Source organism: Candidatus Doolittlea endobia, assembly GCF_900039485.1.
In the GTDB taxonomy this organism is placed as follows: Bacteria; Pseudomonadota; Gammaproteobacteria; order Enterobacterales; family Enterobacteriaceae; genus Doolittlea; species Doolittlea endobia.
The window spans coordinates 637,626-654,614 of record NZ_LN999833.1 but is presented as its reverse complement, the minus strand read 5'-3'; the positions used below and the strand labels follow the sequence as shown (position 1 = coordinate 654,614).

The 16,989-nt window shown below is 42.7% G+C and carries 6 protein-coding genes and 3 pseudogenes; 3 read left to right on the top strand and 6 right to left on the bottom strand.

From position 1 onward, the window contains the following. Positions 1 to 1,619: 1,619 nt before the first annotated feature. Positions 1,620 to 2,777, top strand: a complete 1,158-nt coding sequence (gene pgk / locus A4A68_RS02365) for a phosphoglycerate kinase (RefSeq protein ID WP_067566137.1) — start codon at positions 1,620 to 1,622, stop codon at positions 2,775 to 2,777. A 79-nt stretch (positions 2,778 to 2,856) separates the two neighbouring features. Beyond that, a complete protein-coding gene (fbaA, locus tag A4A68_RS02360; RefSeq protein WP_067566135.1) occupies positions 2,857 to 3,933 on the top strand; it encodes a class II fructose-bisphosphate aldolase in 1,077 nt (358 codons plus the stop codon). Between the two features lie 265 nt (positions 3,934 to 4,198). Here fbaA and hemG read toward each other — a convergent pair whose 3' ends face one another. Together hemG and der are read right to left on the bottom strand one after the other, a co-directional pair. After that, positions 4,199 to 4,729, bottom strand: coding sequence for a menaquinone-dependent protoporphyrinogen IX dehydrogenase (gene hemG, locus A4A68_RS02355; RefSeq protein ID WP_067566133.1), 531 nt, complete (start codon positions 4,727 to 4,729; stop codon positions 4,199 to 4,201). 2,341 nt (positions 4,730 to 7,070) lie between these two features. Next, complete coding sequence (der, locus tag A4A68_RS02350) at positions 7,071 to 8,543, bottom strand: ribosome biogenesis GTPase Der (RefSeq protein ID WP_067566131.1); 1,473 nt, start codon at positions 8,541 to 8,543, stop codon at positions 7,071 to 7,073. A gap of 913 nt (positions 8,544 to 9,456) precedes the next feature. Here der and parE point away from each other — a divergent pair. Continuing rightward, on the top strand, positions 9,457 to 11,352 hold the full coding sequence (gene parE / locus A4A68_RS02340; RefSeq protein ID WP_067566127.1) for a DNA topoisomerase IV subunit B: 1,896 nt from the start codon (positions 9,457 to 9,459) through the stop codon (positions 11,350 to 11,352). Between the two features lie 124 nt (positions 11,353 to 11,476). Here the strand turns inward: parE and A4A68_RS02335 are convergent, their stop codons facing one another. From A4A68_RS02335 to atpG, 4 genes and pseudogenes are all read right to left on the bottom strand, one after another. Then, a complete protein-coding gene (locus A4A68_RS02335) occupies positions 11,477 to 13,024 on the bottom strand; it encodes a TerC family protein (RefSeq protein WP_067566125.1) in 1,548 nt (515 codons plus the stop codon). A 1,357-nt stretch (positions 13,025 to 14,381) separates the two neighbouring features. Continuing rightward, positions 14,382 to 14,770: pseudogene (gene atpC, locus A4A68_RS02330) on the bottom strand (ATP synthase F1 subunit epsilon). Positions 14,771 to 14,837: 67 nt separating this feature from the next. Continuing rightward, a pseudogene (locus A4A68_RS02325) lies at positions 14,838 to 15,892 on the bottom strand (F0F1 ATP synthase subunit beta). 18 nt (positions 15,893 to 15,910) lie between these two features. Continuing rightward, positions 15,911 to 16,739: pseudogene (gene atpG / locus A4A68_RS02320) on the bottom strand (F0F1 ATP synthase subunit gamma); the annotation flags it as partial. Positions 16,740 to 16,989 lie beyond the last annotated feature (250 nt).

Genomic DNA, 16,989 nt, shown 5'->3' with positions numbered 1-16,989 from the left:
CATTCGCAGGTGTACTCTACACCGCTGGTATTCCCTGTGGTGATATTTCATTTTTAAATTTCGCTTAACAGTAAGGTTTAAGCAGTTCAGATTGCACATGATGATACTTGTAGCTACAGTACTACTAGTATTAATCATGCTGGTCCTTTTTGTGTAAGATCGAATATTGCCTAATCGCGTCGACTACTATATTAATATTAGTGGGGATCACGGTCAGAGGGCCGTAAACAATCTGTCATGAAAGTCGTCGTGACAAGTTAAAGACAGGCATTGGTTGTTCTTTTTTGTCGGTAAAAGAAATGGAGCGTACAGTGCTTTAGATTTTAAGAACTGGCTCTCCCCAGGAGTAACCTGCTACCTGGTTACGCCTATTGAAATATCTACTGTCGCTAATTCTTGAAAATCTTACTTTCATAAATATGACTTACATGAAAAATGTTAATAAAAGACTATACCTGACTGCATACGGTGTATTGCGCAATGCTAACATCTAATACTATTGCTGATTGTACAAGTAAGTCGCTTCAAAATTACTCAAAAAATTAACTGTAGATTATTGCCCAATACAGTGGCATAGTCTCTAATTTCACCGCGCAAACACAAAAAACGTGCTTGCAAGCTTAATAATGCTTTCTACACAAATCATCATATTATTGATTGTATCTTTTCCGAAAATTAAGTAGTGTAAGAAATTGCAATTTTATTTGACGTCCTTTTTTCTACCAAGCATCCATAGTTGATTTATTACGATCCGAACAGACATCTTGTAGCAACAGAACACGAGGGGTATAGCTACCATATCTCGTAAAATTGTTGTATGAACAAGATGTTATCCACTGAATATACTTTTTATTAAGTATACGACTTGCTGAACGCAAAAGACTTTATAAACGGGCCACATATCAATCATGTAGAAGATTATTTAGAATTTTACACCTCCCAATTGGGTTCGATTAATATGTACGCTTGACTTTCTAATTTTTTACCTAGAAAGAGCAATGAATGCTTGGCTTTAACGCGCAATGCTAGTTTCCATCGTGAGATATAAGCGTAGTACTAAGTATGCTGTCTTGAGTACAGAGGTATTTCTCAACGATATTTTTACTGCGATGTCATAAGAAACCTTGAGAGGTGCCGATAATCCAGAGGTATCCTCTAGGAGTTTTAGTCGGGCATTCAAACCGGCTAGTCCTCATCAGCCTCAGTCCCTATTATTTCCAATCGAAACGATATTTAAAAAATTTATATCACAAATCATGCAACACACAGTTATTCTATATTCATTCATTATCTTAACCAACGTTGTAGCCGTGACCAGGCAAGTTATGGTGGTACGACTTTACCTCTCAAGAGATTAGAAAAGTGAGACTAGTATTGTTTCATGATATAGTTGATAATATAAGATAGTTAGTTAGGCTCACATGTTTTGTGAGCCACAGACGATCTTTCTGCTGCAGTGCGCAAAGCAAAAATAATATCTAGCCCTCTAATGATAACAAAAAACGGGATGGGCCATAAGCTATTAAATAAATAGAGCACAGCGACTATTTATCCGGTTTGATGGGGCTTTGCCCCACCGCTTAGGCAATTTAGCAAATATTCAACAAGAGGGCTTGGCCATGACTATAATGAAAATGACCGATCTGGCTGGTAAACGCGTATTTATCCGTTCCGATATGAACGTGCCGATTGAAAACGGTAGAGTGACGTCCGATACGCGTATTCGCGCCTCTCTACCTACTATCGAAGCCGCCCTGAAACAGGGCGCCTACGTTATGGTGAGTTCCCATCTCGGCCGCCCGACAGAAGGGGAATATAATGCTAAGTTTTCGCTGCAACCGGTAGTAAATTACCTTAAAGGCAAAGTTTCTGCGCCCGTGCGTCTAGTTAAAGATTATCTTAATGGCGTAGATATCGCCGAGGGCGAATTAGTGGTTCTCGAAAACGTGCGATTCAACAAAGGTGAAAAAAAAGATGATGAAACCCTAGCGAAAAAATATGCTGCGTTGTGCGACGTGTTCGTTATGGATGCTTTCGGGGCAGCTCATCGCGCCCAAGCCTCCACACACGGAATAAGTAAATTTGCAACCATTGCTTGCGCCGGTTCGCTGCTGTTTAATGAACTACAAGTGCTGAGCAAAGCGCTCAATAATCCAGCCAGACCGATGGTCGCCATCGTTGGCGGTTCAAAAATTTCCACCAAGTTAACCATATTGGATTCGCTGGCAAAAATTGCCGATCAGCTTATTGTAGGCGGCGGTATTGCCAATACCTTCATTTCGGCGCAGGGATATAATGTCGGTAAATCGCTCTACGAAGCTGACTTAATCTCAGAAGCCAAGCGCTTGTTGGAAAATAACGATATTCCTGTACCGACCGATGTTCGCGTCGCTACTGAATTTTCTGAAACCGCGACCGTAACCTTGAAATCCGTTAGCGAAATTCAAGACAACGAACAAATTCTAGATTTGGGCGATATTTCCACTGCTCGTTTAGCAAAAATTTTGAAAAAAGCCAAAACCATTTTATGGAATGGTCCGGTTGGCGTATTTGAGTTCGCCAATTGCCGTAAAGGTACCGAAATAATAGCCCGTACTATCGCCAATAGCGAAGCATTTTCAATCGCTGGCGGCGGAGATACCCTAGCGGCCATTGACTTGTTTGGCATTGCTGATCAACTCTCTTATATCTCAACTGGCGGCGGTGCTTTCCTTGAATTTGTTGAAGGCAAAAAGCTGCCCGCGGTGGTCATGCTTGAAGAACGCGCGAAACAATAAGTATTGAAGAGGCACTGCAGCTGCTGGTCAAACCGCAGTGAGAATGCCTATTTTAATGACATACAAATAGGAAAGTAATATGTCTAAAATTTTAGATTTTGTTAAACCAGGTGTCATTACCGGTGATGAAGTTCAGAAAGTGTTCGCTGTCGCGAAAGAAAATAACTTTGCTATACCCGCCGTTAACTGTATAGGTACTGATTCCATTAATGCCGCACTGGAAGCGGCTACCAAGATGCGCGCGCCAATTATTGTGCAATTTTCTAATGGCGGTGCCGCTTTTATCGCGGGAAAAGGCTTAAAAACTAAAGGCCAAACTGCGGCTGTTCTTGGCGCAGTGTCCGGCGCGCTACATGTACATCAGGTAGCCGAACATTATGGTATCCCAGTTATTCTGCATACTGATCATTGTTCTAAAAAACTACTGTCGTGGCTTGACGGTCTACTAGACGCCGGCGAAAAATACTCTCTTGCCACTGGCAAACCGCTGTTTTCCTCTCATATGATAGACTTATCTGAAGAGTCGTTAGAAGAGAATATCGAAATTAGCGCCAACTATTTGACGCGTATGGCTAAACTAAATATGACGCTAGAAATTGAGTTGGGTTGCACTGGCGGCGAAGAAGACGGCGTGAACAATCACCATCTAGATAACTCCGCGTTGTACACTCAGCCGGAACATGTCGCTTATGCCTATGAAAAGCTGCATGCCATCAGCCCGAGTTTTATTATTGCAGCCGCGTTCGGCAACGTTCACGGCGTTTACAAGGCAGGTAACGTACAGTTAACACCAAAAATCCTGGATATTTTGCAGAAATATATTTCGGAAAAATTTAATTTACCGGAAAAATTTCTGAATTTAGTTTTCCACGGCGGCTCAGGCTCTACACCAAAAGAAATTAAAGCAGCTATCAGCTACGGTGTGGTTAAAATGAATATTGATACCGATACTCAGTGGGCCACGTGGGAAGGAGTTTTGCAATATTATCATAAGAACGAAGATTACTTACAGACACAGCTAGGCAACCCGGAAGGCGTTGATAAACCAAACAAGAAATTCTACGATCCGCGCTTATGGATCCGGGCCGGTCAAGCCTCTATGAGGACGCGCCTAGAAATGGCTTTTAAAGAACTAAATGCTATCAACGTACTGTAACTGAGTAGATCTTAGTCCTAAAAGACAATCATAAATAGTCTACGCATAAGTTATGTAAAAAGTTGTGTTGCATTATTTTAATAATGTTAAAATTTTAAGTATATGGATTGATCTTTCCAAAGATCAAAATTCAAAATTTTATTATATTATTAATGATAATCTATGTATATCTGATTATCTATGTAAATGTAGTGCTGAGCCTCCGATGTTAACATCGGACTTGCCATTTTCTTTCAGAAACAGCTTGATAAGAGCACGTTGGCGCTTATTTGGCGGTCAATTTCGCCACTTCGCCGGCAAAGGCAGAAACTTGCTCCCAATTCGTATATTCTACTTCTTTGGTACAATCGGTCTCACCTCCGGTCATGCGCATGATCATTTGGATTATCACCCGATCAAACCAACGATAGCGCGGATAACATAGTGCGCCCGCAAATACAGCACAGAGATCGGGACGCCAGGGTGTTGTCGCCAGAAATTTTCGAGTATAAGCATTGGTATTTGGTGTGCATTTATCAGGTTTACGCGCTGTTAAATTGACAGCATAAAACGCGCTGGGAATACTGTGCAGCCAATCAAGGTGCTGAACGATGAAGCGGCCTAAATCTGCGGCAAAGTGACCATAGCGTATAGATGCTCCCGCAATCACCCGTTGATAACGTTGTAGATCAAGATCCTGTGCGAGGCGCAGATCTACTACATCACATTCACAACAATTGGTAAAATAAGATCCAATCGCGCGTGCAATTTTGTGCGTTTGGCCATCATGGCTTAAATAGATAATCAAGGTTTTCACAATAAAGCTTATATCTTAAAAGATTAGCGTAACAAGACGAATAAGGCGAATACCTTTGTCAGGATGCGAATTCACTTAGTCACTGCATTCATATCGACTATGGTACCCAAGATTTACACGAGGTTCTACAGCTTTGTTACCATTGTTAAGATGAGGAGTCTAATCAAACCCAAAATGTACAGCTATTTTTCTATGCGTTTGTCTAAAAAGAATCACTACATTCGTGACGACCGCTTTTAGTAAAGCTATTTAGCAAAATGTAATAGATTTAAGATTTAAACCCAGCATAGAGATATAGTGTTGTTTAACCTGACACGTTAATCGCCGTTTTGGCGTTGGTTGGGAGATACAATGAAGCAGGCATTGCGATAGTGTTAGGTCTTTCCTTGTTATTGGTTCCTAGCTTCATGCGGGAGTGTGCATTGAAATCACCCAAGAAGTGGATGCAGGTAGGCCGATTGGTGTAGTTTGGATGTGCTCTGGCGCCGCATCCAGAAGACGGCGGCCGCCTGAACAGGCTTGGTATCGATATCAGTAATAGTAGAGCACACGCATCCAAGCGCCGATAGTGGATATCTTGTCAATTAGTGGACGCTGCCGGCAATTCGGCGCGTCCTAGTGAAAAATCAGTTCAAAGTCTCGCAAAATGGTTACGTTATATTGCTCAAACCGCTAGTGATAAAACCTTTTCCACCGATATTAAGGGCACCTTCCGTACTTGTATTGCTTATGCTATACGGACTAACAATCGGCCAATATCCACATGAACCCTGCGTCACGGATTGTAACAGTTATAACCAGATACTGGTACACCGCTCACTGCAGTCACTGCGATGTCGGCCGGTCTTCAGACGGTAGCGCGTTTCCTGTGCTATACCTTTAAGCGGCTACTCAGCGCTGGTCATCCAAAGGCTGGACAACGACATTATTCACCAGATTGCGAGCTTTCCGCAACATAACAGAGCGCCTGCTTTCTCGCCGTACGGCATCAAACTGACCTTCGCGCTGTCGCAAATCAGCAGCCTATATATGTTATGGTAGATTCATTAGATGATTAATAGTCGCCGTAATAATACGGATCGACCTGGTCTAAGAAACCAGATTCTGGCGTATACTGTGCTAGCCAAGTAGTCGTCCGCAGGTTTATAAAATTAATATTAAGAAGTACGCCACAGCGTCTGTCCTGAAAAATGCTCAGAATCAAAATTGCAGCCGTTAGCTAGAACGGCAAGTTTCTAGATCCTGATGAAACGTCTATCAATGGACTTTCAAAGTACGTTTCCAGAAATCGATAAACAAAGTAAACTTCTTGCCTAGTCACCGTATCTATAATATATGTGTAATATACATAGAAAACTGTATAAGGAATATAAAATGCAAAGGAATATAAAATGCAATTGAACAAAAAACTGAAAAGGCTAATATAGCGGTGCCGGTAATAACGATTATTGCATGTAATTTGCATGAAATCGCAATCATGGCGTGCCATGGCACTTATACTAAAATTGACATAGATAAATATGCGCACTAAAAATTACCATTCTGATGAGCAACTCTTCTGAAAATGCAAGAACTACAGCGCAATAATATCGTTTACTTTGATCTTGATAAAATAATATCCACTCTGCATGCTCTCAGGTACTTGACGTATACGTCAATTTCCTGCAAAGAAATTCGTCTTATCAAGTAACCTTACAGGACATAAGGAAGTACACAGTACTATGACTCCAATAATATCATATATTATACTAAGCCATGCCGAATCATCTTACGAAAAAACTTAATAATTATTTGCAGCAACCCTTGGGTCGCTATTCCCCAAGGGTTAAATAGCAATGCCATCTCCGGATGGAAACCCGAGTCGCTCAACTTGAGCGTGTTCAATGCACATTGTCACCTACTAATCCAGTTGTTGCAATAGCTCAGCGAAATCTTGACTCACCGTACAGTCAGATTCAGGAAAATCAACATTGCGATTCGTTAAGCAGCAAAAACAAATGTATTATCGGATTGGCGTAAAAATATTGCGCGTCCAAAAGAAGCCTGTATAGGCTGGTGACTTGTTTTGAATAATCATGCAGTGATTGCGTTATCGCGACATAACAGTTTCACTTTTAACCCTATGTTAACGGGTCAGAAGTTTTCTGTTTGAGGCTTTAGCACTAAAACGCCACAGTACTGCTGATACAACCGACGCACGGTAATGGTGAATCACCGTCGTCGCCTAATCAGACTTTAATCGGTAATGAGAAGATGACGTCTCCGTTTTTTTCAGCGCAGCCATCGCTGTAGCGTGCAGTGACCCGTAGCTATTAGCAATAGCTCACCCGTATATTTAATATTAATTAACTTTCTTGACATGGCTCATTAGCCGCCTACGCTTACATAACTGCGTCGGCGTTAAGGTATTACGTCGTCCGGCAAAAGGATTAACGTTTTCATTAAACTGAATACGAATCAGCGTACCCATAATCTCTAGCGAGCGACGAAAATAATTCATTAAATAACGCTTATAAGCATTCGGCAAATCTTTAACCTGTGTGCCATGAATCACCACAATTGGAGGATTGTAACCACCAGCATGGGCATATTTTAGTTTAACGCGTCGACCACGTACAAGTGGCGGTTGATGTTCATCAACAGCCATGTGCATGATGCGTGTCAATAGAGCAGTGTTGATCTGCTTTGTAGCGCATTGGTAGGCTTCATTCACCGATTCAAGCAAAGTGCCGACGCCGCTGCCGTGCAAGGCCGAGATGAAATGCACACGGGCAAAATCGATAAAACTAAGACGATGAGTCATGGCGTCTTTTATTTCATTACGCATCTCGCTGGACAGGCCATCCCATTTGTTAACCACAATGACCAGCGCGCGGCCGGTGTTGAGAATAAAGTTAAGCAAAGACAGATCTTGATCAGCAATACCTTCACGAGCATCGATAAGCAGTAATACGACATTAGCGTCTTCAATCGCCTGTAGCGTTTTGATGACGGAAAATTTTTCCACGATTTCCGTGACCTTGTCAGACTTGCGGACGCCAGCGGTATCAATCAAGATATATCCCCTTTTGTCACGTATCATAGGGATATAAATGCTATCGCGGGTTGTACCAGGCGTACTATAGACCACCATGCGTTCTTTGCCGAGAATGCGGTTGGTGAGCGTGGATTTACCTACGTTGGGACGCCCTACAATAGCAAACTTTATCGGCAGCGCTTGAAGCTCACAAAGCTCTTCTTCCCCTGTTAGGGTCTCTGTCTTATCGTCAGGCCAGAGCGCAAATATCTCTTTGTTATTTGTTTCCTCTGCTGACAAATCATTGCGCACAAGTGGTAATAAAACTTGTTTTAACAGGTTATTGATGCCTCGCCCGTGCGCAGCAGCAATAGGGATTATCTTTCCCATGCCTAGGGAATAAAAATCCCTTACAGCACTGTCGGAATCAATTCCGTCGATCTTATTGGCGATAATCACCGTGGTTTTCTTTCGGCTACGCAGATGCCTGGCAATACCTTTATCGGCCGACATCAGACCAGTACGTCCATCGACCATGAATAACACAATATCTGCCTCATCAATCGCCAGCAAAGATTGACTGGTCATACAGATTTCTACCCCCTTTTCAGTGCCATCAATACCGCCTGTATCAATAAAGATAAATTTATGGCCTTCCCATTCGACACGACCATACTTGCGGTCACGTGTCAGCCCAGGAAAATCCGCCACTAATGCATCACGTGTTCGCGTTAGTCGATTAAAGAGAGTAGATTTTCCTACATTCTGGCGCCCAAGTAACACGACGACAGGTATCATTATTTTAACCTCATCAAGTTAAAAACAGAGCATATAAAACGAAATGGCTTTCAAACATATCAAGAGCCGTTACAAGAAGCACATACCCACTACCGGCATAAACATTGATGATGCTTTTTAGGCTTCAAGCGAATAAAACAGGTAAAAGTACACATTAGATTTAATCAGATCATTCGGCATGTTGGTACAGTTTTAAGTGAAGTTTGATTACTCTTTGAGTAGTGACTTAGATGTATTAATTTTCTAAACACTTCTTTTAAAGAATTCATCTAATATAAATAGATATTATCTTCCCTCTTTGTAATTAAATCCAATGGCGTTCTGTGCGAATTTATAATTGCGATGTTTGTTTCACGTTATTTTCTCTATCTCGGCAATCAAGAAAATATACACTCGACTATCATCGAAATAGTAATGAATGATCCTAAATATAGGAATACTACACTAGTATATCAGCTTACTACTATGAAAAATTCCACTAAAGAACGTGGCGGTAACATAGAGCTTAAAGCTGAAAGCATTATCTGCTTTAAATCAGAAGAATAATGGTCTTATGTATGTAACATAAAATAATTTTTATATGCATAATATATAGCCTGTTTATATAGTTCTAACTTGAATTTGAGTGTCCACATAAAACGTACATGACCATGTACTTCTCAAGTCATGCCAGAAGATAGGTTGCAATCATTCTGCAAAGTCATAACAGATATCAAGATACATGTGTAGATACCTGTACCTTTATCTATAATGAAAAGGTGATGAAGATTGACATGCTAGACTAGCAGATATCGGATATCGGAAGTCGGCAATCTACAGATCGTCGAATCCGGTATTTGCAGAATATTTGCTTCCAGCCAGCCGGCCTTTTCGGTAGGATTGTCAGCAATTTGTCACAAAATATGATTAAAAGATGTCTCAATCAAGCTATAACGCTGACGTGATAGAAGTCCTCAGAGGACTAGAATCAGTTCGTCGTCACCCTGGGATGTATACCGATACCTCACGACCTAATCATCTTGGGCAAGAAGTTATCGATAACAGTGTCGACGAGGTGCTTGCTGGCTACGCTCGGCGTATCGATGTGATTTTACACTCGGATCAGTCGTTGGAAATTACCGACGACGGGCGAGGTATGCCGGTGGATATTCATCCTAAAGAAGGTATACCGGCGGTAGAACTAATTCTGTGCCAGCTACATACTGGCAGTAAATTCTCAAACAAAAACTATCAATTCTCCGGTGGCCTGCACGGCGTGGGCATCTCGGTCGTCAATGCCCTATCAACCCGGGTCGAAGTTAAGGTGTGCCGCAATGGCAATGTATACCGCATCGCGTTTGAAAACGGCAATAAAGTCGAAGATCTGAGCGTGATCGGTACCTGTCCTAATTCTCATACCGGTACCTGTGTGCATTTCTGGCCAGACGAACGCTTTTTCGACAATCCCCGATTTTCGGTGTTGCACTTGACCCATTTGTTGAAAGCAAAAGCGGCATTATGCCCTGGCGTAACAATTGTTTTTCAAAATCGATTGAATCAAACCGAGCAGCGCTGGTGCTACGAAGCAGGTCTGACTGACTACCTGCATCAAACGATTAACGGGATGATTACGTTGCCAGAGACGCCCTTTGTCGGTGCGGTTAGCGACAACACTAAAACGGTGGATTGGGCGCTATTATGGCTACCGGAAGGGGGAGAGCTTCTAACAGAAAGTTATGTCAATCTGATCCCAACCCCACAAGGGGGTACGCACGTAAACGGGCTACGTCAAGGATTATTAGAGGCGATGCGCAAGTTTTGCGAGTGCCGTAATATTTTGCCGCGCGGCGTCAAGCTATCGGCAGACGACATTTTTGAACGCTGTGCTTATGTGCTCTCGGTGAAAATGCAGGATCCGCAATTCGCTGGCCAGACTAAAGAGCGCCTATCATCGCGGAGAAGCACCGCCTTTGTTTCTAGAGCGGTTAAAGATGCCTCTATTCTATGGCTAAACCAGAATATACAAGTGGCTGAACAACTGGTAGAACTAGCGATCATCAGTGCCAAGCGGCGCCTGCGTGCGGCAAAAAAAGTGGTACGTAAAAAGCTAACTAACGGGTTGACGCTGCCCGGCAAGCTGGCTGACTGTAATGCTCAAGATCTGGTGCGTACGGAGCTTTTTCTAGTAGAAGGAGATTCAGCCGGTGGATCCGCTAAGCAGGCTAGAGACCGCGAATATCAGGCAATCATGCCTCTAAAAGGGAAAATCCTTAATACCTGGGAAGTCTCTTCCGATAAAGTGTTAGCCTCCAAGGGAATACATGATATTTCGGTGGCGATAGGCATCGATCCAGATAGTAACGATTTGAGTCAACTACGTTACGGTAAAATCTGCATCCTGGCGGATGCTGATTCCGATGGTCTGCATATTTCCACGCTACTATGTGCTTTGTTTATGCAACACTTTCGCAAAGTAGTGGAAGAGGGGCATGTCTATATAGCGATGCCACCGCTTTACCGTATCGATCTAGGTAAAGAAGTGTATTACGCTCTTGATGAGGAAGAAAAAAGAGATGTACTAGAGCAGTTGAAGTATAAAAAGGACAAGCCCAATATACAGCGTTTTAAAGGTTTAGGTGAAATGAACCCGTTGCAGCTTCGTGCAACAACGTTTGACCCCAATACTCGTCGATTAGTGCAGTTAACGGTCGATGCAGACAACATGCAGAAGACGCTATCAATGATGGACATGCTATTAACAAAAAGACGTTCGGAAGACCGTCGAAAGTGGCTGCAGGAAAAAGGCGGCAAAGAGGAAATCAAATCGTGATTTGATTTCCTCTTTTACTACACGTTTACATCACACCTGATTTTAAGTCATAATCCTAGACCTTGAAGTGGCGTAATGTACATGTAACTGATGAGTAAATTATTAACCCTGTAAGCATTTAGAGTTATTCTTTCGCATCCATCCTATGCTGTGGCACCAATCTCGCAATCCATACAAGCTCAATGCGATACTCGACCATTTGACGGATAGTAAACCGCCACTCATCAAGGATTAGCACATCCCCTTCCACCGGAATTTGATCACACTGTGATAGCAGCAATCCGGCTAAAGAGGCGACGTTTTCTCGCCCGCGCGCCAGCGCTTGGGTGCCCAACGCCAGCTGTAAGGCGTGCAGATCGGTACTGCCTTTCGCTAGCCACCCGTCCTCATGGACCTCGATTTCTGGCGTTTCATCCTCATCAGGAAACTCACCAGCAATTGCTTCCAGAACGTCCAGCGGTGTCACTAAGCCCTGTACGACACCGAATTCGTTGGATACCATTACCATGCTTCCTTTTGCTCTACGCAATTCTTCCAACAACTTAAGCACATCTAGAGTTTCTGGTACAACAATCGCCGGATTAGCGGCCGCGTAAGCCTTGACTTTCTCGCCGTTATCAACCGCCGCCATTAAATCTTTGGCACGCACTATGCCAATCAGCTGATCTAGCTCACCGTTACAGACTGGAAACATGTTGTGCGGTGTGTCCATTAATGTTACGCGCAACTCTGTAACCGGCCGTTGGCAATCTAGCCAGGTAATTTCATTGCGCGGGGTCATAACACTGCGTAACGTCCGCGAAGCTAACGACAACACACCGGTAATCATATGCCGTTCCTCTTCGGCAAAGTGCGCCTGTTGTTTGAAAGTTTCAGCCATATCATCCTCACCGGTTTCGCATTGTGACCTTCCGCCCATTAACCGCATAATCGCCTCAGCCGTACGTTCACGCATCGGCTTGGCGGATTGACTTTTAATGAAATTACGGCGCGCTATTTGGTTAAACATTTCGATAAGAATCGAAAAACCAATAGCGGCATACAGATAGCCTTTCGGAATGTGAAAGCCAAATCCTTCAGCAATCAAACTAAGACCTATCATCAGCAAGAAGCTAAGACACAACACTACCACGGTTTGATGACGGTCAACGAAACGGGTTAATGAGCGGGACGCCAGTAGCATTATTGCCATGGCGATAACTACAGCGGTCATCATGACTGGTAGATTGTTGACCATTCCCACCGCAGTGATTACTGCATCTAAAGAAAATACTGCGTCAAGGATAACAATTTGCACTACCACTGCCCAAAAGCTGGCATATCCACGAGTGGTGCTGCTATCGTGTTCCTTGTGTTCCAGGCGTTCATGCAGCTCTGTGGTAGCTTTGAACAACAGGAAAACCCCGCCGAGCAGTAAAATCAGGCCACGACCGGAAAAAGAAAATCCACCCAGAGTGAACAACGATTGCCTTAGAGTAACGATCCAGGATATTAACGACAGGAGGCCAAGACGCATAATAAGCGCTATAAAGAGACCTATCACACGCGCGCGATCGCGCTTTTTAAACGGCAGTTTGTCTGCCAGGATCGCAATAAAAACTACGTTGTCTATGCCGAGCACGATCTCCAAGACGATCAGGGTCAGCAATCCCGCCCAAATTGAGAGGTCCATCAGAGGGCTGTTTTCTCCTTTTTATAATCTAAACGCTTGACTGTATCAAGGTTTCTTCTTTCAGCATAAAATTTTTTCATCTCAGGCTATTTATGCTTTTCTATTTTCATTTTTACGAACAAGACGTTTAATGTAAGTGCCTACATTTAAGTTATGTTATAGTATACTTTTGATTGCTAGATGATTCTAGTGGAGCTAACAAAACTGTATATCATATAAATTTCTGTAATGTCTGTGCGTTTCTCTGGCTAAAAACAAATAAAAGCGCATTTTTTATTAGAATACCAGCATATACTAAGATCGTCATCTGCTTCACAGCAGATAATGACTTCAGCATAAGAGACGTTATCACGAGTTAAAGACAATAGTTCTTCTTTTTTAGGTAAGACACATAGGAAGCTGTACACCTGACGGAATATTATCGTAAAATGTAAGGTTATGATATTATTTTGATAATGGGTAGATTAATTATTGATACGACATCTCCAAGTGGAGATCAGAAATTTCTTTTGTCTTTTTTGTATCGCGAAAGATAGCAGATTACTCATTCTCGAAAGAGAGGCTAATTGATTATACTGCTTGAAAATACTTAATATCACTTCACTATACTTTTACTCTCTTCGACCTTTGCTTTTAATCTACAGTTACCTCCGTAGAGGTTTTGCGATGATAAAAGTTCTCTTAATTACAAAGACGCAGGTGTAAATATCAATGAACGCTTGGCAGCGCATTAGTGGCTTTTCTTTTTCCTACAGCAGGCCAGTAATGTAAATGGTTGTTGTTGCCGTGCAGCTCGCTGAGAGCATCAGGTAATTCCATTGTGGAAATCCGTCGTACTGATTTCAGGCGCAATTTGCAAGCGTTAATTGTTGCTTGTCAGCAACGCAAGGTTTCGGTTTAGATCGCCGTGGTCATCAGTCATCGCGCCGGTACCTGTGGACTTAGGCGCCCGCGGCCGATGAGATAGAAGCTATTGACCATACTTACCGTCGGTTATCATTCTAGCCGACTTTATGCGCATTTTTGATTTTCTGTTCTATTAATCCGGTTGGACAGCGTGCCTTACCAACAGCTGGATACGCCGCGGATTAAATGAACATTTCGTCTACGTTTTTTCAAAGATCAGAGAAACCCAAAAGGTAGAATGATATCTTTATACTAAGTGTATTATATGATATTAATATATTATTAATTATGTTATTAATGTTTTTATTTTGTGACGACATCGCATGATGCTTCATCATTATTAGTTAACTTTTCAAGTCAGGATTATGAATATCAGAATAATTTCATAACACATAAGCAAGCGTTTGCCTAAGGTGTTAAGTCACAATTTAACGTGCGCTCACTATATTAATTATATAGTTTTATTAATTGCATAGCTTTTGGTCAATTCGATAATTTGCAGTTTCGCCAACGTTTTGGAAAGCTCAGCAGCAGCCTTGGCATAATCAACATCACCATGAGCATGGTGGATATGCTTCTCTGATTTACACTTAGACCCCATTGCTTTTCTGCGTTCAAATCCTCACCGCGAATGGCAGTATCGGCTAGCACGGTAACTGTACTTGGCTGAACTTCGAGCACACTACCGGATAGGTAAATATACTCTTCATCACCGTTCTCTTTAACAACGATACGAATCATCCCAGATTTAATGGCGGTGAGCAGGGGCGCATGACCGGGGAAAATTCCCAGTTCGCCTTCGCTGCCGTCACCTGAATTTTTAACCATTCCAGAAAACATTTGTTTTTCAACTCTGACTAAATCCAGATGGTAAGTTTTTCAACCATATCACCCTCATCTCAAATTGTTACATTGTCTTACTTTCTTCCACGGCTTCATCGATAGAACCTACCATGTAGAAAGCCTGTTCTGGCAGATGATCGTATTCACCGTCTATGATACCTTAAATCCACGGATTGTGTCTTTCAGCGCAGCGATGATGTCTTTTAATTCCTGATAGTGCTGCAAAATCGACTGCACGCCGCGGCCACATCATAATGCTCCTGGCCTACTACTAACGAATCTAGCAGACGGCTGGTGAAGTCAAGCGGATCAATCGCCGGGTAATGCCCCGTAAGGCAATTTGACGGCTCAGAACCACAGTCGTGTCAAGATGAGCAAAGGTGGTTGCAGGCGCAAGGTCGGTTAAGTCATCTGCAGGAACATAAACAGCTTGCGCTGATGTAATAGACCCAGTTTTGGTGGAAGTAATACGTTCTTGCAACACGCCCATTTCTTCCGCTAAGGTCGGTTGGTAACCTACCGCAGATGGTTGCCTGGTGGCTCATTCATTTGAGCATACACCAACGCCACCTTATCAATAACGTTAGAATCGATCATTTCATGATAGAAATCATTACCTTCACGAGTGTGCTGAGTGTTCGATAGCGATGTTGCAGATAAGCTCCATCATGTTTACAGTTTTACTCACGCCAGTACCGCCGAAAAGACCAACTGTACTGCCTTTGGCAAACGGACACATCAGATCGATCACCTTGATACCGGTTTCCGGTAAATTCTGAGAACTGGCTAGTTCATCATAGCTCGGTGCCGGACGGTGAATGGACCAGCGCTCTTTCTCTCCAATATCTCCTTTCATGTCGACTGGTTCGCTAAGTACATTCATAATGCGACTAAGGGTAGCTTTACCCACCGGTACTTCGATAGTGCGTTTGAGGTCAGTGACTTTAAGACCGCGATGCAGCGAACGCTACCGCCGCCCAACTGTTGTTCTACCTTCATCACCAATTTTTTATCACCGTTTTTTACTTCAATCGCGTTGTATACTGTTGGGGCGGCGTCTTGCGGGAATGCGACATTAACCACGGCACCGATAACCTGGATAATATTTCCAGTAGCCATTTTGCATCCTCTACGTATGAGAGCCTGAGTGACATTGGTTTGTCGAGCCTTATTGTAAATAAGTTGCATCTCCTTAATCAGGTTCCGCCGTTATCCATTGCAGTTTTCATTGCGACTATACGCGCAGCCTGTTCGCTAGCTAGGTTTTCAACGACGCCATGATAAACCTGTGATTCTACATAACGAACACAAGAGAGTATCTAGCAGCGTTTGTGGATCGGGTTTATATAGATAATTCCAAGATTTAATTTTTAAATCTGCTTTTCCAGCAGGAGGCAGAAGCAGGATTTGCAGAATCTGCGGTACTTGAGACAAGATATGAACAAGTTTGTTGCTAACAATATAAAGCTTATCTAAGCATTTTCATCACAGGCTTGTAACATGACTTTTACCGGCCCAATTAGTTCAGACAGCGTAGGGTTGTCCCCCATACTCGTTACTTGAGCAACCACTGTACTCTAGGCCGAATTGAAAAAAGAAACTGCTTTAATGCCAATTAGCGCCAGTTCGGTTGCTACGCTTTTTCCTTGCCACTCCTTCATGTCAGGTAGTAGTTTTCTGAATAAATTAATGTTCAAACTGCCTGCCATCCCGTGGTCGGTTGAGATTACTAAGTAACCTACGCGCTTTACGTCATGCTGTCTAAATAATGGTGTTTATATTCCAGATTTCCCAGTGCAAGATGAGCAATCACTTTGCGTATCGTTTCTGCATAAGGATGATTAGACACCATGCGTGCCTGAGTTTTACGCATTTTAGAGACAGCGATCCTTTCCATGACTTTGGTGATTTTTTGTGCATTCTGAATACTAGTAATCTTACTACGCATTTCTTTTTCGCCGGCCATTTCTGCTTCACCTCACTTACTTTATGAACTAGTCACGCGGGCTTATAGTGAGTTTCCAGGATTGGGTTGCCTTAAAAGTATCGAAAAGCCCTTATATCGAGAAAGCCCTTAAGCTTATCTTCGATATCATTGTTATAAGTACCGGTTTGGTTAATTTGTTGTATTAATTCGCACGCTCGTGGTCCACGTAGGTCATCAACTGGCTTCAAAATCGTCAATTTTTTTCAAGCTCGAAATCTTCTAAATAGCC